The following is a 20,632-nucleotide window of genomic DNA, read 5'->3' as shown; positions in this document are numbered from 1 at the left end:
TTTCGATACAGCCTTGTCCTGGGTTACCCCATTTCATGAGGCATGCTGTATCCTTTCATTAAGGTTCAAATCAATCAATTCTTTACAACAATGAAAATTTTAAACCTAATTATTGGGTTTGTGACACTGTCCATAGGCAGTTGTACCCACAAGGAGCATCACGAGCAGGAAGCGCCCAGGCTTGTGGTGACCAGCCCTATTCAAAAGGACACACTGATCTACCATGAATACGTCAGTCAAATTCATTCCGTCCAACACATTGAGCTTCGCGCGTTTGAAAGAGGCTACCTCAAGGAAATTTACATAGATGAGGGACAGTCGGTCAAAAAAGGCCAATTGCTCTTCCAGATAATGCCTGTCATTTACCAGGCAGAAGTAAAAAAAGCACGGGCAGAGGCCAGCTTCGCCGAATTGGAATACGAGAATACCAGAAGCCTGGCAGATAGCAATATTGTCTCCCAAAACGAACTGGCACTGGCAGAAGCTACCCTGCAAAAAGCACAAGCCGAGCTGTCCCTTGCGCAGGCCCACCTTGCTTTTACGGAGATCCGGGCACCTTTTGATGGCATCGTTGGCCGGTTTAAAGATGTACGGCTGGGAAGCCTGGTGGACGAAGGGGAGCTACTCACGACACTTTCGGATAACAGCAAAATGTGGGTGTATTTTAACGTGCCGGAGGCCGAGTACCTCGACTATACCATGGGCGAAGAGAAAGGGGAACGAACCATAGTGAAGCTCAAATTGGCAAACAATGAGGTTTTCGAAAATGAGGGGGCCGTAGAAACCATCGAGGCTGATTTTAACAATGAAACCGGAAACATTGCCTTTCGGGCCACCTTTCATAACCCAAAAGGAATTTTGAGAAATGGACAAACCGGGAATATTTTAATGCCTACCTACCTCAGGAATGCTTTGCTGATCCCACAAAAAGCCACTTTTGAGATTTTGGACAAAAAATATGTCTATATGGTGGATGAAAACGATGTTCTCAGCGCCAGGGAAATCACTGTCGGCGCAGAAATACCGCATGCGTATGAGGTAACTGAGGGATTGAACAAGAAAGACAAGGTACTGGTAGAAGGGCTTAGGAAGGTTAAAGCCGGTGATAAGGTCAGCTACGATTTTCACCGGCCTCAGGAAATTCTGACCGCACTGCACCACTTGCACGCTGAATAAGTAAGGACCCTAAACTTTATTAACATGTTCAATAAGTTCATTCAAAGACCGGTCCTTGCGCTGTCTATTTCTATCGCTATTGTCTTTTTGGGGTTACTGGCAATGTCCAGCCGGCCGGTGTCACAATTTCCTGAAATTGCTCCCCCAAGGGTAAATATCTTCATTGCCTATCCCGGATCCAGTGCGCAGGTGCTGGTAGAGTCCACCTTGATTCCGCTGGAGCGCGCTATCAACGGGGTTCAAAATATGCAGTACATTATTTCCGATGCAACCAGTGCGGGAGAAGCCACTGTTCAAATCGTATTTGAACCGGGGACCGATCCCAATGCTGCGGTGGTAAACGTCAAAACCCGGGTGGACCAAATCATGAATAACCTTCCTCCTCTTGTACAGCGGGAAGGTATCATCATCACCCCCATACAGCCCAGCATGCTGATGTACGTCAACTTATTCAGCACTGACGACAAGGCGGATGAAAAATTTCTCTATAACTACGCCAATGTGCACATACTTCCGGAATTGCAGCGAATCAGCGGTATGGGGCGGGCCCAAATCCTGGGAAGCCGTCAATATGCCATGCGCGTATGGCTCCATCCGGACCGGATGAGGGCCTATAATCTCTCCACGGAAGAAGTGATGGAAGCCCTGGAAGAACAAAGTGTGATTGGCAGGCCTGGCAGGTTGGGGCAAGCTTCCGGAAAAACTGCCCAATCCCTGGAATATGTATTGACCTACAAAGGTCGGTTTAATAAGCCGGAAGAGTACGAAAACATCATTGTCCGGGCTAATCCTGAGGGGGAAACGCTGAAATTAAAGGATATCGCCAGTGTGGAACTGGGCAGTGAATTCTTCGATATTTATTCCAACAAGGACGGTTATCCCGCAGCATCCATTGTGTTGAAACAAAATTACGGGACCAATGCCAGTAAGGTAATCGAAGATGTAAAAGTAAAGTTAAAGGAATTGGAAACAGACTTTCCTCCGGGAATGGCCTATGAAATTAACTATGATGTATCAAAATTTGTAAATGCTTCCGTAGATAAAGTGGTCCATACACTGGTGGAAGCATTTGTCTTGGTTGCGCTGGTGGTATTTCTTTTCCTAGGCGACTGGCGGTCCACGCTGATTCCCATCATTGCCGTACCAGTATCGCTGATAGGGGCTTTTCTGTTCATGCAATTATTTGGCCTGACGATTAACCTGATCACGCTTTTTGCACTGGTTTTGGCTATAGGTATAGTGGTGGATGATGCTATTGTGGTGGTAGAGGCCGTACATGCAAAGATGGAAGAAACGCACCTAAGTCCCTTTAAGGCAGTCAAAAAAGTACTTGGCGAAATAAGCGGGGCCATCATAGCCATTACGCTGATCATGACTGCTGTATTTATTCCTATAGCCTTTATGACCGGCCCGGTGGGGGTATTTTACCGGCAGTTTTCCATTACCATGGCCAGTGCAATCATCCTCTCAGGTATTGTAGCGCTTACGCTCACCCCGGTATTGTGTGCCATGATTTTGAAGAATAACCATGGAAGGCCTAAACGTAAAACGCCCATCAATCAATTCATCAATTGGTTCAACCGAAATTTTGAAAAATTAACGGGTAAATACACCTATCTGCTGACGCGGATTGTGGACAGGCGGGTGGTTACTTTTGGGATATTGATGGCTTTTGGTTTTGGTATTTTCTCGGTAAACCAAATACTGCCATCGGGCTTTATTCCAAATGAAGATCAGGGGATGATTTATGCCATTATCCAAACGCCTCCGGGCAGCACCCTGGAAAGAACCAACGATGTCTCCAGAAAGCTGCAGGAAATTGCCGAAGAGGTTGAGGGGATACAATCGGTATCTTCCCTTGCCGGATACGAAATCCTGACTGAAGGCAGGGGATCCAATGCAGGAACCTGTATTATCAACCTTAAAGACTGGTCGGAAAGGAGCCAGTCCCTGCATGAAATAATTGAAGAACTTGAGGAAAAGACACAGGATTTGGGGGCTGTGGTAGAGTACTTCGAACCTCCCGCGGTTCCGGGTTATGGTTCCTCGGATGGATTTTCTCTCAGACTTTTGGACAAAAGCAGTACCATTGATTATCAGGAGTTTGACAGGGTAAATACCGATTTCATGGAAGCCCTTGGCAAACGGGATGAACTAGCCGGTTTATTTACATTTTATGCGGCCAACTATCCCCAGTATGAACTCCTCATTGACAATGAATTGGCCATGCAAAAGGGGGTGTCTATAGGCAAAGCCATGGAAAATTTGGATATTCTGATCGGAAGTACTTACGAACAGGGCTTCACGAGATTCAATACTTTCTTTAAAGTATATACCCAGTCGGCTCCTGAATACCGGAAAATGCCTTCTGATGTGCTGAATTTGTTCATCAAAAATGACCGTGAGGAGATGGTGCCCTATTCCTCTTTTATGACCATGAAAAAAACACAGGGGCCCAATGAAATCACCCGGTTTAACTTGTATACCTCCTCTTCGATAAGGGGAGTACCGGCCCCAGGGAAAACCAGTGGCGATGCCATCAACGCCATCCGCGAGGTTGCCGCCCAAACCCTGCCCCAAGGCTATGACATTGCCTGGGAGGGTCTTTCCTACGATGAATCCCGTAGAGGTAATCAGGCCCTGTATATTTTTATCATTGTACTGATTTTTGTGTACCTGGTGCTGGCCTCCCAATACGAAAGCTTTATCATACCGCTGGCCGTTATCGTATCCCTTCCTGCCGGCGTATTCGGTTCCTTTCTATTGCTAAAAGCCATGGGATTGGCAAACGACATCTATGCCCAGATTGGATTGATCATGCTGGTGGGGCTCCTGGGGAAAAATGCAGTACTGATCGTGGAATTTGCCGTGCAAAAACACCAGCAAGGTGCCACAATTTGGGATGCTGCAATTGAGGGAGCCAAAGTCCGGTTCCGTCCTATTTTGATGACCTCTTTTGCATTTATTGCAGGTTTGATTCCATTGGTGACGGCTACCGGACCCGGCGCAATTGGCAACAGAACCATTGGCGCATCAGCACTGGGTGGAATGCTATTCGGAACCGTATTCGGGGTACTCATAGTCCCCGGGCTGTACTACATTTTCGGTGGAATGGCCGATGGTAAAAAATTAATTCAGGATCAGGACGAAAATCCGTTGACCGAATCTTTTGTGGAAAGCAACTCGGAAGCTACCCTGATTAAAAAAATGAGAAAGTTGGGTCTGCTATTAAAAGTAGCCAATCGAAAAAGAAAGAACAATGGATAACCGCATATTATATAAAATCATTATAGTGCTTTTCATCCTGCTGCTGGCATTGAGCTGTAATGTCCCGCAGACGGCTGTCAAAACCGCAAACAAGATGGTTCCTGAGGCATACCCTTATTCCGGAGATTCCACCAATACTGGTAAACTTGACTGGAAGGCCTATTACCGGGATGAAAATTTGATTGCACTTATCGATACTGCCTTGAAAAACAAACAGGAACTGAAGATCATCCTTCAGGAAATTGACATCAGCAAGGCAGAAGTTAGATCCAGAAAGGGTGAATATTTACCTTTTGCAGAGATCCGGGCGGGTGCAGGCCTTGAAAAAGAAGGGAGATACACCCGGCATGGGGCTGTTGATGAGCAACTGGAAATCCGGGATGGCAGGAGTTTTCCCGATCCTTTTTCCGATTTACTGATTGGGGCTTTTGCCAGCTGGGAAGTGGATATTTGGAAAAAACTGCACAATGCGAAAAAAGCAGCAGTGTTCAGGTACCTGGCGAGCCGGGAAGGGAAAAACTTCATGGTTTCGCAATTAATAGCTGACATCTCCGAATCGTACTATGAGCTGTTGGTATTGGACAAGCTGCTTGACATTATAGAACAGAATATCAAAATCCAGTCCAATGCGGTCAAGGTGGTGCGACAGCAAAAATCTGCCGCCCGGGTAACGCAGCTTGCTGTAAATCGCTTCGAAGCCCAATTGCTCAATACCCAGAACCTGCAGTTTTCCATCAAACAAAACATCGTTGAAACTGAAAACCGGCTGAATTATTTGACCGGAAGCATACCCCATCCCATAAAAAGAAATTCAGCCCAACTGAATCAGCTTACAGTTGACAGTTTGCAGGCGGGTATTCCCGCTCAATTGCTGGTCAATCGTCCGGATGTAAGGCAAGCGGAGTTAGAATTGAAAGCTGCTAACCTGGACCTGAGGGTGGCAAGGGCTAATTTCTTACCCTCACTGGGAATCAAAGCAGGAATTGGATTTCAGGCTTTTGATCCGGCATTTCTGGTTCGACCCGAATCCATTCTCTATAATTTAGCCGGCGATATCATGGCGCCGCTTGTCAATAGAAATGCGATCAAAGCCGCTTACAACAGCGCCAATGCACGCCAGATACAGGCAGTGGTGAAATACGAACAGACAATACTGAATGCGTACACCGATGTACTTAACCAGATGTCTAAGATTCGCAACTATACAGACAGCTATCAGACCAAATCCAGAGAAGTCGAACTGCTGATGGAGTCTATCTCCATTGCCAACAGCTTGTTTAATGCCGCAAGAGCCGATTACGCAGAAGTATTGCTGACCCAAAGAGAAGCACTGGAGGCTAAAATGGATTTGTTGGAAATCAAAAGGCAACAATTACAAACCAAAGTAAATGTCTATCGTTCGCTGGGAGGAGGCTGGAACTAAAAGGCAAGTCAAATTTCACTATTTCGTGTTCCTTGAACAACGAAAATAGGATTAATCAGGACTGTTTGTTCTAAAACTACAGTCCTGATTTTTTTTTAACCAATAGTCCTGTTCGCATTGGACTGGTCTATATTTTACAATGCCGGATAGTCCCGAATTTGCAGTAAAGCTTAGAGCATGACAGGAAAAATACCCGGTTGCTACTTATCAATAAAATATTTTAATCATTGATTTGGAAAAACAAGCGGACTACTTCTTGCTTTCTATTTCCCTTTTTTTGAAATTGATGGAGAAAATTCAGGGTTAAAACCCCTTTCGTCAATAATAGCCAAACCCTACCTGAACCCCAAAAGTACCCGGTACGGTTATCCCTTTAACCAAGCAAAAAAAAACGCATGTTCGGATCCGTCATTCTGGAAGTTGTTATCGGACTGATATTTATTTATCTGCTATTGAGCCTTTTGGCCACCACCGTCTCCGAGCTGGCCATGAACCTGATCTATTCCCGGGGCAAAAACCTGCACCTTGCCCTTCAGACCATGCTGGATGATGAAGAGGACGTACTCTGCAAGAAGTTTTTTGACCATCCCCTGATCCAGAAACTGAAGAAAAAAGGGGATAAAGGATTTCCTTCCTACATCAGGAATGAATATTTTTCCAAAGTGCTCATCGAGCTGCTATACAAGGATAATGATGGTCAGCTGGAAAATATCGAAGCAGCCATCAATGACCTGCCGGATGGCAAGACCAAAGAAGTGCTCCAAACATTTGCCCGGGATGCCCGGGGAAATATCGAAACGTTTAAGGAAAACATCGAAAAATGGTACCAGGAAGTCATGGATCAGGCCACAGGCTGGTACAAAGTCAATGTGCGAAAAGTTTTGTTTGTATTGGGGCTTATCATCAGCATTGTATTCAATGCAGACACCATACGCATGGCCGAAAAAATATCCAATGATCCTGAAGCCCGGCAGCAAATCGTCGCTATGGCCTATGAATACATGGAAAAGGAAGAAGGGCTTAATTCAACCACTTCGAATGAGCCTGATTCCAATCTGGTTCAGCTAAGAGCAAAGATTTACGATTTAATTGATGAAGAAATAGAAACCACCACTTCGGTTTTAGGTATGGGCTGGAACGATGCACCCAGGGCCAATATCAGGTTCTTTTCCAATTTATGGCCAGATATTGCCTGGTGGAGCTATGTACTCTATAGCCTGCTGGGCTGGATCATCACCGCCTTTGCCATTACCCTGGGAGCCCCATTCTGGTTTGATCTGCTCAAAAGGGTCATGAGCATTCGGGCATCGGGAGAAAAGCCAGCAGATAAAAAGTAGCGGCCTTTATTTTAAGTTGAAATGTTTTTATTATTGTCCCTGCTTACATCCGAAACAGTTAATCAATAAGAGGTGTATTGTATTGAATATCCAGGATCTCCAAATCCAGCCAGGTCCAGGGCCCTTCCTCGAGTTGCCAGGTAGCTTTTAAATGTGAGGGTACTTTAATACCGTCAAAGGCACTGTAAGCATCTACTGTAAGCACCCAGGCATATTTCCTGGCATCTGACTCATTACCCTTATACCGCATGGCTATGAATTTGACAAAATTTCCAGCCTCATCGAAGTAAAATTTTCCACTTCCCGAAGTTCCCTTATAGGTCATGATGGCTTCTGCAGAATAATCATCGAGGATTTTCCATTGGATATAGGGACTTAAGGCCAGTGATGGAAACCATACCAATTCACCCAGGAATCGCTGGAGGGTCCCCTCATCCATCTTTTCTCCCTTTTCATCAACAATACTGACCAATGAATTCAGCTTAATCAGCATCTCCCCCTTTCCGTCTTTAAACCTATCCCGACCCTTGATATGGACCAAAGGCATCATGCTTAAATCTACGGTCCAGATAAATGCCGGTGCCTCCATAAAGGTATATTGCAAAGCTTCTGCAGGGTACCAATCCTTTTGCTCCGGCTTCATTTTCATCAAAGCCTTTTGCTTCACCCTGCCATTTTTGATTTTCGGTTTCCCGATGATGCCGGTGGTTTTTAACCAACGACTAACAGGATCGGGCAGATGGTGTAAATCCTCCTCTGAAACCAATACCTGCCCTGAAAAATCCAGGGTAGAAAATAGCTGGCTGGTTTCCCTACTGATCTTTTCATCCATTCTCCAGGAGCCAAAAGCAACGGCCACAATGACTAAAATGATCAAATTTGGAATCATACCGTATTTAGCAGCTGTCCAGAAGCTGATCACCAAAAACACCGATACCAGGACGGCCACTGCGGCAGGAAAAACCCACCATTCGAGGTTCAACAAATACCCGAAAACTGACAAGAAAAACAACAATGCCGCCAATAGCCATACCACACCAAGGGGCTTGGAAATGTCAGCTGTCAATTGCGTTACTTCAGCCCATCCAAAGGCCTTAAAGAAACCCAGCAAATGGATGGCTCCATGGATAAGCAGTACAAGAATCACAATTATTTTCATGGTTTACGCTTTATTTTTTTCCGGATACTTCCAAATGCTTCAATATCTTCCCCGTCCTCATCCAATTTGATTTCATGGTAAATGGATTGAAGAAACGGATCATATTTAAGCGTGTAACTTACAGGACAAAGTTTCTATTTGGATTAAGACAGTGGTACTATTGATATTCCCGAGAATTTTCCGTGCTACCCCATTTCTTCATGAAATTGAGGCATTTAACTACCCAACTACATTCATCATAATCTTTTTATTACCACAAAATTAATGGAACAGCACATATAAGTTTATGACCTCAGCCAAGGAAAAAGATGACTCTTATCAGGGAAAAGGAAATACCTGAAACGAAAGCAATGATCAAGCGTTTGGAAAACAATTAAACAGGAATACTGAATACAGCTGCACAGACATGCATCAGTAATCAAACAGGGAGCAGGGTTATCAACCTCCCCCTTTTAAATGACTTTACAAAAATATTAATGAAAAAATGGAAAATATTTGGTCTGAAAGCTGGGAAAGCCTGATCAGAACAATTTGTTCAACGACCATGGGATACATTGCAATGGTGTTTCTATTGAGAGTATCAGGAAAAAGAACAGATCCAAAATGAACGTTTTTGATTTTATGGTCACCTTTGCCCCGGGACTCTGACTGACGGGTGTTTAAAAATCTTCCCGTCAAAAGCGGATAAGTTGGTATTTTTTTTGTAACTTCACCTGAAATCATGATAACAAAATTTTTCCATCGTATAATATCTTGTGGTTGCTCTCAAAAGCATCCAAAAGTTTTGCTTTGTGGGCACAATAAAGCCTTCATCAGCTAAACCCTCTACTCCCCATATACAGGTAGAGGGTCGTATTTTTAACACGCATCCCTTTACAGGATGACTGTCACTATATAATTGTTCAATCTATTAACAGACTATAATCATGATACCAGTTATCAAAGCAACCGATGTAGAAACCATCCTGAAAATGGTACGCAACCTCACCCCGGAAGAAAAAACGAAAGAAGTAAAACAATTGGTTTACGAAATTCAAAAAGCGAAAAAAGTCCCTGATGATAAACTGCCTCAGAATGTCATTCAATTAAACAGTTACTTTGAAGCCCGTTTTGAACAAGGCGGTCAGCAAATAGCCATGAGTCTGGTTCACCCAAAAATTGCGGACCTGAGCAACCAAAAGCTGTCCCTCTTTTCCCCTCTTGGCGTTGCCTTGATCGGTTTTAAAGAAGGAGATCGCATAGAATGGTCCCTGCCCGGAGGGAAAAGAACCATCCACATCCTTAAGGTTTCTAACCCTGAATGCATCAAGGTGAATTAAAATAAATTTCTTAAATCAGTCAAAAAATGATAAAATGGGCATATAGCATCAGAAACAAAGGCAAACTTTCATTGCTTCTTATGGTCATTGTTGGCGTGGTACTTCTTAACCATTTTAAGGAGAGGAGTAATGCCGAGAAAATGAGTAAAGCCATGACTGCCATGTATCAGGACAGGCTGATGGTGGAAGGATATATATATGACATTTCACGGGCTTTTTCAGAAATCAGCAAGCAATATCAGGAAAGCATAACCGAAAACCCCCAGTACCTCAATCAGAAAATTGAATACATAGATAATCGGATCGAATTGTTTCAAAAAACCCAACTGACAGTGGCGGAGGAGCAACATCTCCGCCATTTGGCAGAACGGGTTGAGAAAATCAAACAATCTCCATCGGGCAGGCTTCTTGTATCTGAAATGGAAAAGCACATTATGCTTTCCCTGGCTGAATTACAAACACTCTCGCATATTCAAATGGAAGAAGGAAAGGCCATTATATCACAAACGGAGAGAATCATTCATTCAGGGGAACGCCTCGCCCAACTTGAAATAGTCGCATTATTACTTATTTTGGTTCTGGTCCAAACCCTGATCATTTCTACCAAAAGCTTCAACCTGGGCCATAAGCTTCCTTTTAAATTGAACTGAAAAAGGCAAGCAAATTGATCAAACCATAAATCCGGCCTGATTCGACAAAAAAAACCATTCTTCCAATCAAAGTCTCCTGTCTCAGCCTCCCCTCAAATTGACTAGTGGTACCTATTATTTGTAAATAAATTGGAATTCAACAGCTTTAAACACCTATCGTTATCTAGATTTCCAGGGTTTGTAAATGTTATTTCGGGCATTGACCATTCAGTTTTTTTTAGAAAATCTTAGGCTGATTCCAGAAATACGAATCGGAAAAAAATTCAGAGAAAAATTGAAATACCAGACAAATTACGTTATATTAGGGGACAAATTTCCACTAAAGTAATGGCCAAAAAGTCCTCTAAAGTAAACGAACCTGCAGTTGCCACCTATCAAAAGGCCACAATCACTGCTCAAGACATTCTGGGGCTGGATGTAAGTGAGTTGAGTGAGCCTTTAAATCGGGTAGAGACTTTCCGCCATGGATTGGGGAAAAAATCCTTTGAAAGCCTAAAAGAGGTCTCCGGCCTGGATAATAACACCTTAGCTGCAGCTTTGGGAGTTTCTGCCAAAACCCTTCAACGGAAAGAGGTTTTTGATACCATACAGTCCGAAAAAATGTATAAACTGGCAGTTTTGTATGCCTTGGGCAATAACTATTTTGGAAAAGAAGGGTTTAGGCGTTGGATGGAGCGGCCCCTTTTCTCCATTGGCAATATCAAACCCATAGAATTAATTGATGTTTCAGAGGGGCTTGATTTATTAAAGGCTGAAATCATGCGTTTGCAGCATGGAATTGCAGTTTAGCAAGAACCATGAAAGTGTACAGGATTGCTTTGACGAAATACTGCGATGCCAGTGGTGAAGGGGCAAAACTATATGGTGGAAGATGGAATCTACCTGGTAGTCCGGCTTTATATGGGAGTTCTTCTGTTTCTTCTTCCTTGCTGGAACGGTTTACAATAGACGCAGAACTGTTTTCCTCCGAGCGCTATATCCTATATTCGGTTATGGAAATCGATGTTCCAGGTGAATGGATACACATTCCTGATGTAGAGGAATTGCCCTCAGAATGGGATGCCATACCTCCTAAGGTAATGTCACAAGCATATGGGTCTGACTTGTTGAAATCCGGAATGCTTTGCTTCGGCGTACCCTCTGTAGTCGATCCAAGCTCTTTGAATTTTGTCATCAATCCCTTATCGGATAAGGTCAATTCCATACATTTTAAGGTCTATCCGCTACAACTTGATCATCGGATTGTCAGGTAACTGCACCATAATCCCAGCTGAATTGGTTTCCCTCTTGTGTTGAATTTGGCAACATCCCTGATAAAGAAACTTTAGAAATTCCTCGTATTTTTCAGCTATATATAGCTAAAAAAAACCAGGTATGGGATACAAAACCAAAGTTAAGCTAATCAAAAGCCTATTTAGCTCCGACTACCACGGTCCACTCCCGGATTTTCCAGGATTTCACCAGCCCGTTTAGCATATAAGGATCCTGCTGTACAAATTTCTCTACCGTTTTAATGTCTTCGCAACGGAACACCAGCACGGCCTTATCCGCTGGATTAGCCAAAGCCCCACCCATAATGAGGTGTCCATCCCTGAAAAAAGTGGCTGCAAGTGCCAGGTGCTCATTCCGAAAGGGAGTCCTTCTTTCCACATAATCTTCGGTTACTTCATAGGTAAGCAGATAATGGTTCATGTCATCAGGTTTAAACTTTAGCTTACAATTCTACGGATTTATGGTAGCATTTTAAAATTTACCCTCCTTGTCTGGTGAAACATTGAAAATATACCCAGCAGTACGCTTATGCTCAGCTAATTAAATCTTAAAAAAGACATTGCTCCCTGTATTTATGATCCATAAATACTTATATTGTAGCAGCCAAACCTGCTTCCACTCTTTTTTCAGGAAAGGTATTGCTATACAACCAACCCAACATTCTACTATGGAGGATTCAAGTCAAAATGAAGGCACATCCCCAATGAGCAATTTTGAAAAACTGCTTCCTGAAGGATCTGACAATACCAACCCTAATTTCTTGCAGGGAATGGCAGCCATTTTCAATGGCTTGGGAATAGGATTATTTTTGGGGATTTTGCTGGGACTTTCTGTTTCCCCGGTCGTCAGTGGTGTTATAGGATCCATTTCTTCCTTGCTGGCCATCCTTATAGGGTTGAATGAGAAATTCCTTGACCCCATCAAAAGCCTCCGGATTGGAGCCTTTGGCCTTTTTTCGGTAGTAGGAATTATCATAGGCCTTTACATCAGAGCAAATGATCCATTTGCTCCCACCCTTGCCGATAAAATGGAAGAATATCTGGCCATAGGTTACACGGAGGCTGAAGCCAAAGCTTTTGTTACAGGATTTATCCGTGCAGACTCCTCCTCCCTTGCCATCAGGCAAGCCAATGTGCTTTACTCTTCTGAAATAGAGATTGGAGCATGTGATTTTTTGGTATATGCCAATGTAGAAACTGCTCCTTCAGAGGTTTACAATACCTTTGAAACGGCAGGAGGAATATGGACCGAATTTGTGAATCAATTTAAAAAAGACCTACCTGAATCCCTCGCTGCCACTGCACTGCTTGCATTGAGAGACAGTTTCTGCAATGCTGGCCAGGGGACCGTAGTGGTAAGTGAAAACCTCAGGAATCTGGGGAATGAAAGCAGCCTCCAGGAGATAGATAAAGCCTTTGAAAAGGCTGATCCACCCTGGGACAAGCTCCATGAGGAATTTGGCAAACACTACAGCCAGGAAGAAAGGAAACAGGTCTATCTATCGTTAATCAAAGTGCTTAAACATGAATAAATGTACCTGGATATTGCTTCTGCTTTTGCTATGGAGCACCCATCTATCCGCCCAAAACTTTAATCCCAATAAAGTAAAGAATTCTTTGGTCAAGGTAATTGTATCGATCAACAACAGGGAATCCAACTCCCTGACGGGTTTCCTCTGGAAAACTCCCGACCAGATTGTGACTTCCCTGCATGGCATGAGCCCAACAGGAGAAATCAGGATCTTGTATTCCGGACAGGCCTGGAGAAAAGCACGGATAAAAAAAATACTTCAAAAAGCAGACCTTGTGCTTCTGGAACTGTTGCCTGGCCAACCTGCACTTCCGGCAGGAATGGTCCCAATAAATGCCTTCCATCCAGAGAAAGTACCCATAGGCACTGATGTGTTTGCCCTGGGCTACAATGGTGGGGCTACCGGAAGTTCTTCCAGGCAAATGAAAAAAGGCTATGTAGATCCTGAAACACTGGCAGAACTGATTCCCAAAAAGGACTTAGATGCCTTGAAAAGAATAGGATTCCCTGCACTGGACCTGAACATTTTTTACCTTGAGGGCAGCCTGCTGCCGGGTTTTTCAGGTGCCCCGGTTTTTGATGCCCAAAGCCGCCTCATAGGGATTGGCGATGGGGGATTGGAAAAAGGAGCCAGCAATGTAAGCTGGATCATCCCCGCAACCTACCTGCCTGAACTGGAAAACTCCTCCATTTCTGCACTTCCAGCCGGATTTGAAAACCTGACACAACTTTTTTCAGCGACAGCAAGAATAGAAGTAAATGCCCCGGAAATTGAGGAAAATACCCGGGTAAGCGACCAATTTCTTGAAAGTAGTTATAGCAAAATGGATGATCTCCCCGTAGAAGCCATAGGTTTTGAGTTTTACGCCACCAAAAATCGCTCCCTAATAGAAATGATGGATACTTCCGACGATCCTGAAAATATTCAAAAACTGGCGGATGAATTTTCATTGGATATCAACATACAGCTGGATTATGAAAACATGCGTTTTGATATTTATGAAGACATCAACAATGGCGTGGTACTCGCCATACCAGAAGGTCGCGCACTGCAATTCAACCCGGCTGAAGAGGCCTTTCAGGTAAGCAACTTTGATGGGAATGACATGCAACTTTATTTTTACGGCATGCAAAGTGATTTTTCCCAAACCGATTTTGAGGAATTACTGGTGCTTATGGGAGAGATTATCAACCAAAATTTTGCCCTTCGCTATGGCATGAGCGGATTTACTATAGATGAGGAATATTCCACCTGGGACGAATTTGAAGGAGGTAGAAAAATAGCATGGATCCTGTCTTTGGGCAATGAATACCTCATGGGGCAAGATGGCCTGCAATATGGGTTTTATGTGTACATGACCCTGCTGATGACGGAAGAAAAAACATTTATGGCCATCGCTACCATACCGGTTCCTGTAGAAATGCTGACCTTGGCCATGACCTATGGGCTGGACTGCAACAATCCCGGTATGTACGCCGGGTATTGTACCTATTTTAACCAGGTGTTTAAGACCTTTGCCGCAGCGCACATGATCAATTTCGCTTATTGAACCAAGACTGCTTTGCATGCCAATCCAGGGGTCCTTTCCCAAGTCAGGAGGGGATTTCAACGGAAATAACTTTTTATAGAGTTGTTTAAGGTTAAAAAAATCCTGCAGGATTTTTGGGAGTGTAGGGTACAAGGTAAAGCTAGGGTTATGGCCGTTTTTGTCGGTCTCAATTCGTTCCCAGGGTAATATTTATAAATCTCCTGGCCACTGTGGAATTACCGAACCGGCCGGGGAAAGACCGCCAAACTTTCAGCCCCTTGCTCACCTACTGCCTGCACCGCAAAGAAGTAATTGTCTTTGGAATATGGCAGTTCCATTTCCAGGTCTTCGGTATAGAATTTCCGTTCCCACATGGCCGAACTCGTTTCCCGCATCAATATGTAATACCCCCTTGCTGTTCCATGCTCAGGAGCCTCCCAGCGCAGTAAGGTGGAATTGCTAAGCCCACTGATATCCACTCCCACGGATTCCGGAACCGATGGGGCCGTGGCCAGATTTGCCAGTACAGCCAGGTTAACGGCGGTATTTTTTCGCAGGTATTCGTAGTCTATATGCTCAATTACATCCCCATAGCGGATCCCATCTTCGGTTCGCAGGTCCTGGTGCTGCTGGTAGTAATTTTCATTCATCTCACACACACGAACGGCCGTAAAGCCTTCCCGGGAGAATGGGGTATGATCCCCTCCCCTTAAAAATCGGTCATTGCGGTAAAGTAATTTTATTTCAAGTTGATCCACATAGCGTTGTCCCACTTCCTTGATGTACCTGGCCAATTGCCTGGACTTACTGTCATTTTCCGCATTGGTTGCGCGCCGCAAAGCTGCCATTTCTTCCGTTTCCATTAATGGTACTCCCTCACTAAATACCCGCAATTGGGTATTATTCCTAATTTCGGTACCGCTGGAGGCACTGTTACCGATCATGTCATTATTGATCATGGCTACCAGGTTCCAATTTTCTTCCCTTGCCCTCCTGGCCAGATGCGCTGCTCCGATCAGGCCTTGCTCCTCACCGGACACGGCAACGAAAACGATTGTGGCGGGGAAGGATTTCCTGCACATGATTCTTACCATCTCTATAAGTGCCACTACACCGGAGCCATCATCATTGGCACCTGGCGCATCGTCCTCGGCGTTCATGATATCTGACACCCGGCTATCAATGTGTCCGCTAACGATAAAGACCCGGTTATCCGAAGGATCAGTGCCTTTCAGTGTTGCCATTACATTTCCCATACGGGTGTCTTCCAAAACCCGCCTGCCGTTAGCCTCCACCGTAAAATAGTCGATTTCGGATGTCAACCTTCCATTTGCAGCATTTTCAAAGGATTGAAATTGCTGCAAAACATACTGCCTTGCCGCTTCAATACCCCTGACCTCCCCGTCCTGGCTTAGACTGTGCCTGGTACCAAAGCTGACCAAACCCTCCAGGTAGGATTCGAGACTGTCTTTGGAAATATCTTGCACCATGGCCGCTATAGCAGGCATCCGGTGTACGGCCGGAACCTGGGCCTTATTTGAAAAAGGCAATAAAAAGAACAAAAGGACAGCTATTTTTTTCATAGGTAAATCTTTTTTGGAAGGTTAAAGCTACTACGAAAAAATCAGAATATGGTACTCATATCAAAACATCTAACCCTCAATCATATCATTTCCGGAATTGATTACAGTATTTTTGTCCATACTGGTAAAAACCAAAGAAATACCTGAACTGAAACCACATCCGGGAGGTTACGCACTTGAAGGACCCAAATAATCCAGTTCTTTAAAAATTATAGCACAACATTTGATAGGTAGTATTAAACTTAATCAACACTTCAAGGTATGTCAGCTCTATTCATTTTTCAGCGCTTTTTTCTATTTGGCTTATTATTCATTCAGATCAGTTGCGCCCGAAACCCGGTCACAGGCAAAAAGCAATTGGTGTTCATGTCCGAAAAACAGGAAGTAGAAATGGGTAAATCTTCTGACCCCGAAATCATGGCTTTTTTTGGCCGGTACGATGATCCTGAATTACAGGCATTTATTACAGAAAAGGGGAATGAAATGGCAGCCGTATCGCACCGCCCAAAACTGGATTATGAATTCAAAATCGTTGATTCTCCCGTCATCAATGCCTTTGCCGTACCGGGTGGTTTTGTGTATTTCACAAGAGGTATCATGGCCCATTTCAACAATGAAGCAGAGTTTGCCGGGGTGCTGGGCCATGAAATCGGCCATGTCACGGCCCGGCATTCTGTCATTCAGCAGCGCAATGCCATGCTGGGCCAATTGGGAATGATTGCCGGAATCGTATTGGTACCCCAACTTTCTGAATTTGTGGAACCTCTTTCTCAAGGCATGCAACTGGCGCTGCTGAGTTTTGGTAGAGATGCTGAGCGCCAGTCTGATGAGCTTGGCGTAGAATACTCTTCGAAAATAGGTTATGATGCCGTGGAAATGGCTGGTTTTTTTGAAACCCTGGAAAGAAAGCAGGCAAAGGAAGGGGGTAGCCCAGTACCGGAATTTCTTTCCACCCACCCCTCTCCTGCAGAAAGAAATGTAACTGTAGCCCGGCTGGCGCAAAATTGGAAAGAAAAACTGGACCTGAATGACACAAAAGTCAACAGGGAAGCTTATCTGAAAAGAATAGAAGGCCTGGTATACGGCGAAGACCCAAGACAAGGATTTGTGGAAAATCAGGTTTTCTATCATCCGGAATTAAAGTTTAATTTTCCCGTGCCGAATGAATGGAGCCTTCAGAACAGTCCCCAACAAGTGCAAATGGCCCCAAAAAGCGGGGAAGCAGTCATGTCGCTGACACTTAGTTCTGGCGATAACCTCCGGGAAATGGCCGACCAAATGGTAAAGCAATACCAACTCGAAGTGCTTTCTTTAAGTGATGAAAAAGTCAATAACCTGAATTCCCTGCAGCTGATGGCAGAACAAAAACAGGAAAATGGCAATAACATCCGGCTTTTGGTTTACTATATACAGCTAAACGATATGACCTACAGGTTGATGGGCCTGGCTGAGAGTAGTAATTTTGGAGGCTATGAGCAGGATTTTTTGGGTACCATGAAAAATTTCAGCGAACTGAACGCAGCAGATAAGCTGAACCGCAAACCCGAAAGGTTAGCCATCCGAAGCATCAATCAGGCCATGACCCTGGAGAAGGCACTTAAAAATCACAAGATTCCGGATAGCCGCCTGGAAGAAATGGCCATATTAAATGGCATGCTACTGGACGAACAGCTGCCCGCAGGAACACTGATCAAGGTAGTGGAATAACCCCTTCTGGAATTCAAGACCGGATTTCGGCCAATTTTCAATCACTTATGGGATTATTTTAAGCAATAGTCTAAATTAAAATTCTATTTTTAATTACAAACCCTTATTTTACAAGATATTAAACGCATGTGAAATTTCTTTGAAAAAAGCGATCAACGGAAACACCAAGAAGGGCTATGGCCAAGGCGACCACTTATATCGCAGTTACAGGACACCGGGACCTCAGGCCTGAAGATTTACCTGAAATAAAAGTTAAGGTAAAAGAAAAATTAATCCAGATCACCCGGGATAAGGACCTTGGTACATTCAGGTTATTAAGTGGAATGGCCGAAGGGGCCGACCAATTGGTCGTTGAAATAGCCAGGGAAATAGGAATTCCTTCTACGGCAGTACTGACAGCCCAAAACCAGACAATGGAATTACCTAAGGGTTTGGACAGACACATCCTTCCGGTTCATAATCCAAGTGAGAACGAAGAAAACTACTTTGAAGCTTTGGGAAATCACCTCCTTGCAGAAGCCAGGCATATTTTGGTACTTTGGGACGGGGTTTACAATGGCAAAAGAGGAGGTACTTCAGCAGTTGTAAAATGGGCTTTGGAGGGAGACTATAAACTTAACCTTCATCACCTGGTAGTACCAAGGTCAATTAATCCCTACCCTTTGGCAAGTCTATTGCCAAAGAGCCTGGCTTTTACTCAGGAAAAATTTCACCGTATACCCTTTACTGTTCATTTTAGCTGGGTTGAAGTAGCGCTTCCCCTGGTAAAAAAAGAACAATTCTTTAAAAAGATATGGAACCCAATCGGCCGAAAATTAGGCTCCCAGGTTTTCCTTTCTTTTGTATTACCCATGCTTCTCGTGCTTTCTACCCTTGCACTGGGTACCTTCGGCTTCCTACAAATCCTTCCTAATCTGGATTTCCACAATGCCCTTTTCATGGCCGTTAACCTGATCACATTCAACAATTCAGTGATCGAAAATTCTGCGGTCCCCATTGCCTTAAACCTGGCCAGATATATGGGACTTCTAACAGCTTTATCAGCCTTTACCATTGCCCTGTATTTTGCACTTGGACAGGAAAGGCGCAGGCTTAAACTCATTTTCTGGCAGCGTTTCTATCCTCATCAATATATAGTGGTACTGGGAGCCGGGGAGAAAAGCTTGACACTGGTAAAGGATTTGTGTTCCTGCCGGAAAAAGGTAGTGGTGGTTAGCCCTGAAGAAAACCAACCCTTTACTTCCGAAATACAAGGGACAGGAGCAATATGGGTCAAAGGGAGCACAAACGCTGCCAGCCTTTTAAAAAAAATCTACCACCAAAAGGCCGATGAAATCTACCTGCTGGATGAGGATGACACCAACAATGTCCGAACCACACTGGAACTGGACAGGATTTCCGGAAACATTCCCAAACGACAAAGGTGGTTTGTACATCTACAAGACAGCAGTCTCAAAACCTTGTTGTATAGTCATTTGGAAAGCTCATCCAGAGACCGGATGCATATCTTTGATATCTGTGAAAATACCGCACGAAGATTACAATTGTTCTTCCCATTTGACCGCTTTTATCAAAGTCCAAATGCGGAACAAGCCATGGTGGTCATTGTGGGATTCGGGAAACTAGGCAAGGAAATAGCACTAAACGCCTTAAGACTGGGACACTTTCCCGGAAAAAAACGCCTGAAAGTCAGGGTCTTTTGTCACAACGCCATGGCTGCCAGAGAAGAATTTTTAAATAGCTATCCCGTGTTCAATACCCATCCTAAAGCACATCACCTACAAGAACTAATAGCGGACCTCTGGGAAAAAGACAGTCTTGAATTTTATGACCTTCCACAGGAAGATGCCGCCAGGCTTTCCGGAAAATCTCCTCTTTTTGCCGAAATACTGCAAACGAAAAACACGGTAAGCCTTTACATCTGTTTGGAGAATGATCTGAATTCCGGTGCTTACCTCTCTTTGCTTTTGCCCAAACTCAATCGTTACAAGCAACAAAAAGACTGTAACCTACAGGTATTTTGTTATTATAAATTCCCTAACAAAACAGAGGAAAAAAACACAGAATACCGGTTAAACCAATTGGCCCCGGAGGTTCCTGTGCGCTGTTTTGGCAATCTCCTTGAGGAATGTACCGCTTCAGCAATCCGCGACCGTGCCCTGGATGCTTTACCCAGGCAAATCGCCTACTGGTACATGCAAGGCTATGGTGACCGAAGTTTGGAAATTGACCGGGTCTGGCAGGAGAGCAGTGAACAGGAAAAGGAATCCAACAGGCATGCGGCAGATCACCTTTGGGTAAAACTTCGATCAGTTTGGAGGGAGATTGACTGGAAATTTCATCCCGAAACATTCGAGCCACTGCTTGACCCGGACATCGTTGCTTTTCATGAAAAAAGACTAAGCCAGGCCGAACACCGGCGCTGGTGTGCAGAATTATTACTTCAAGGTTTCAGGCCCCTTCAGGATGAGCCCGGGGTCATGGAAGCCTGGGAGCAATGGGAAGCCTATTGGTACAAACAGGGAGGGAAAAAAATTCTGAAAGCAGAAAAACTACACCTGGACCTTCGCCCATTTGATGCTCTTGATGAACAGGAGCAACAAAAAGACCTGGACCAAATCCGTACTATCCCTAAAATGTTACAAGCCATCATCCGCTCTTAAAAATTCAATCCATCCCA

At 44.3% G+C, this 20,632-nt stretch carries 15 protein-coding genes; 12 read left to right on the top strand and 3 right to left on the bottom strand.

Translation table 11 applies throughout. The annotated features are described in order from the left end of the window. The first annotated feature begins 90 nt into the window (after positions 1–90). From G9Q97_RS13695 to G9Q97_RS13680, 4 genes are all read left to right on the top strand, one after another. Positions 91–1,176, top strand: a complete 1,086-nt coding sequence (locus G9Q97_RS13695; RefSeq protein ID WP_166147739.1) for an efflux RND transporter periplasmic adaptor subunit — start codon at positions 91–93, stop codon at positions 1,174–1,176. A gap of 24 nt (positions 1,177–1,200) precedes the next feature. Beyond that, on the top strand, positions 1,201–4,443 hold the full coding sequence (locus G9Q97_RS13690; RefSeq protein ID WP_166147737.1) for an efflux RND transporter permease subunit: 3,243 nt from the start codon (positions 1,201–1,203) through the stop codon (positions 4,441–4,443). Next, positions 4,436–5,866: a TolC family protein gene (locus tag G9Q97_RS13685; protein ID WP_166147735.1), complete on the top strand. Its 1,431-nt coding sequence runs from the start codon at positions 4,436–4,438 to the stop codon at positions 5,864–5,866. The genes G9Q97_RS13690 and G9Q97_RS13685 overlap by 8 nt, the downstream gene beginning before the upstream one ends. Before the next feature lie 395 nt (positions 5,867–6,261). Continuing rightward, a complete protein-coding gene (locus G9Q97_RS13680) occupies positions 6,262–7,203 on the top strand; it encodes a hypothetical protein (protein ID WP_166147733.1) in 942 nt (313 codons plus the stop codon). Between the two features lie 58 nt (positions 7,204–7,261). Here G9Q97_RS13680 and G9Q97_RS13675 read toward each other — a convergent pair whose 3' ends face one another. Next, positions 7,262–8,362 (bottom strand): DUF6544 family protein, encoded by a 1,101-nt coding sequence (locus G9Q97_RS13675; RefSeq protein WP_166147732.1) that lies wholly within the window; start codon positions 8,360–8,362, stop codon positions 7,262–7,264. Between the two features lie 926 nt (positions 8,363–9,288). Here G9Q97_RS13675 and G9Q97_RS13670 point away from each other — a divergent pair. The 4 genes from G9Q97_RS13670 (at position 9,289) to G9Q97_RS13655 (ending at position 11,584) form a co-directional block, all read left to right on the top strand. Then, on the top strand, positions 9,289–9,681 hold the full coding sequence (locus tag G9Q97_RS13670; protein WP_166147730.1) for a GreA/GreB family elongation factor: 393 nt from the start codon (positions 9,289–9,291) through the stop codon (positions 9,679–9,681). A gap of 26 nt (positions 9,682–9,707) precedes the next feature. Then, positions 9,708–10,331 carry an MCP four helix bundle domain-containing protein gene (locus tag G9Q97_RS13665; protein WP_166147728.1) on the top strand — a complete coding sequence of 208 codons (624 nt, stop codon included), beginning with the start codon at positions 9,708–9,710 and terminating at the stop codon, positions 10,329–10,331. Positions 10,332–10,658: 327 nt separating this feature from the next. Then, positions 10,659–11,120: an antitoxin Xre-like helix-turn-helix domain-containing protein gene (locus tag G9Q97_RS13660; protein ID WP_166147726.1), complete on the top strand. Its 462-nt coding sequence runs from the start codon at positions 10,659–10,661 to the stop codon at positions 11,118–11,120. 8 nt (positions 11,121–11,128) lie between these two features. Continuing rightward, positions 11,129–11,584 carry an RES family NAD+ phosphorylase gene (locus G9Q97_RS13655; RefSeq protein WP_166147725.1) on the top strand — a complete coding sequence of 152 codons (456 nt, stop codon included), beginning with the start codon at positions 11,129–11,131 and terminating at the stop codon, positions 11,582–11,584. A 157-nt stretch (positions 11,585–11,741) separates the two neighbouring features. Here the strand turns inward: G9Q97_RS13655 and G9Q97_RS13650 are convergent, their stop codons facing one another. Beyond that, entirely contained in the window at positions 11,742–12,023 is a 282-nt protein-coding gene (locus tag G9Q97_RS13650) for a YciI-like protein (RefSeq protein ID WP_166147723.1), read from the bottom strand. A 247-nt stretch (positions 12,024–12,270) separates the two neighbouring features. On the opposite strand from G9Q97_RS13650, the gene G9Q97_RS13645 reads away from it, so the two are divergent. Further along, positions 12,271–13,134, top strand: coding sequence for a hypothetical protein (locus G9Q97_RS13645; RefSeq protein WP_166147721.1), 864 nt, complete (start codon positions 12,271–12,273; stop codon positions 13,132–13,134). After that, on the top strand, positions 13,127–14,683 hold the full coding sequence (locus G9Q97_RS13640) for a S1 family peptidase (RefSeq protein ID WP_166147719.1): 1,557 nt from the start codon (positions 13,127–13,129) through the stop codon (positions 14,681–14,683). Before G9Q97_RS13645 ends, G9Q97_RS13640 begins: the two co-directional genes overlap by 8 nt. A gap of 215 nt (positions 14,684–14,898) precedes the next feature. Here G9Q97_RS13640 and G9Q97_RS13635 read toward each other — a convergent pair whose 3' ends face one another. Then, positions 14,899–16,245, bottom strand: coding sequence for a M20/M25/M40 family metallo-hydrolase (locus G9Q97_RS13635; protein ID WP_166147717.1), 1,347 nt, complete (start codon positions 16,243–16,245; stop codon positions 14,899–14,901). Between the two features lie 261 nt (positions 16,246–16,506). Here G9Q97_RS13635 and G9Q97_RS13630 point away from each other — a divergent pair, with 261 nt between their 5' ends. Together G9Q97_RS13630 and G9Q97_RS13625 are read left to right on the top strand one after the other, a co-directional pair. Continuing rightward, on the top strand, positions 16,507–17,952 hold the full coding sequence (locus G9Q97_RS13630; protein WP_166147715.1) for a M48 family metalloprotease: 1,446 nt from the start codon (positions 16,507–16,509) through the stop codon (positions 17,950–17,952). A 176-nt stretch (positions 17,953–18,128) separates the two neighbouring features. Next, positions 18,129–20,615, top strand: coding sequence for an NAD-binding protein (locus G9Q97_RS13625; RefSeq protein WP_166147713.1), 2,487 nt, complete (start codon positions 18,129–18,131; stop codon positions 20,613–20,615). Positions 20,616–20,632 lie beyond the last annotated feature (17 nt).

It is taken from the genome of Cyclobacterium plantarum (assembly GCF_011290685.1).
GTDB lineage: Bacteria > Bacteroidota > Bacteroidia > Cytophagales > Cyclobacteriaceae > Cyclobacterium > Cyclobacterium plantarum.
This window is presented reverse-complemented; position numbering and strand designations above follow the sequence as displayed.

Bases quoted from the DNA above. Each gene is read 5' to 3' on its own strand.
- G9Q97_RS13625 (WP_166147713.1), top strand. From the start codon at position 18,129: ATGGCCAAGGCGACCACTTATATCGCAGTTACAGGACACCGGGACCTC.
- G9Q97_RS13690 (WP_166147737.1), top strand. From the start codon at position 1,201: ATGTTCAATAAGTTCATTCAAAGACCGGTCCTTGCGCTGTCTATTTCT.
- G9Q97_RS13655 (WP_166147725.1), top strand. From the start codon at position 11,129: ATGAAAGTGTACAGGATTGCTTTGACGAAATACTGCGATGCCAGTGGT.
- G9Q97_RS13665 (WP_166147728.1), top strand. From the start codon at position 9,708: ATGATAAAATGGGCATATAGCATCAGAAACAAAGGCAAACTTTCATTG.
- G9Q97_RS13650 (WP_166147723.1), bottom strand. From the start codon at position 12,023: ATGAACCATTATCTGCTTACCTATGAAGTAACCGAAGATTATGTGGAA.
- G9Q97_RS13630 (WP_166147715.1), top strand. From the start codon at position 16,507: ATGTCAGCTCTATTCATTTTTCAGCGCTTTTTTCTATTTGGCTTATTA.
- G9Q97_RS13695 (WP_166147739.1), top strand. From the start codon at position 91: ATGAAAATTTTAAACCTAATTATTGGGTTTGTGACACTGTCCATAGGC.
- G9Q97_RS13660 (WP_166147726.1), top strand. From the start codon at position 10,659: ATGGCCAAAAAGTCCTCTAAAGTAAACGAACCTGCAGTTGCCACCTAT.
- G9Q97_RS13640 (WP_166147719.1), top strand. From the start codon at position 13,127: ATGAATAAATGTACCTGGATATTGCTTCTGCTTTTGCTATGGAGCACC.
- G9Q97_RS13645 (WP_166147721.1), top strand. From the start codon at position 12,271: ATGGAGGATTCAAGTCAAAATGAAGGCACATCCCCAATGAGCAATTTT.
- G9Q97_RS13635 (WP_166147717.1), bottom strand. From the start codon at position 16,245: ATGAAAAAAATAGCTGTCCTTTTGTTCTTTTTATTGCCTTTTTCAAAT.
- G9Q97_RS13675 (WP_166147732.1), bottom strand. From the start codon at position 8,362: ATGAAAATAATTGTGATTCTTGTACTGCTTATCCATGGAGCCATCCAT.
- G9Q97_RS13685 (WP_166147735.1), top strand. From the start codon at position 4,436: ATGGATAACCGCATATTATATAAAATCATTATAGTGCTTTTCATCCTG.
- G9Q97_RS13670 (WP_166147730.1), top strand. From the start codon at position 9,289: ATGATACCAGTTATCAAAGCAACCGATGTAGAAACCATCCTGAAAATG.
- G9Q97_RS13680 (WP_166147733.1), top strand. From the start codon at position 6,262: ATGTTCGGATCCGTCATTCTGGAAGTTGTTATCGGACTGATATTTATT.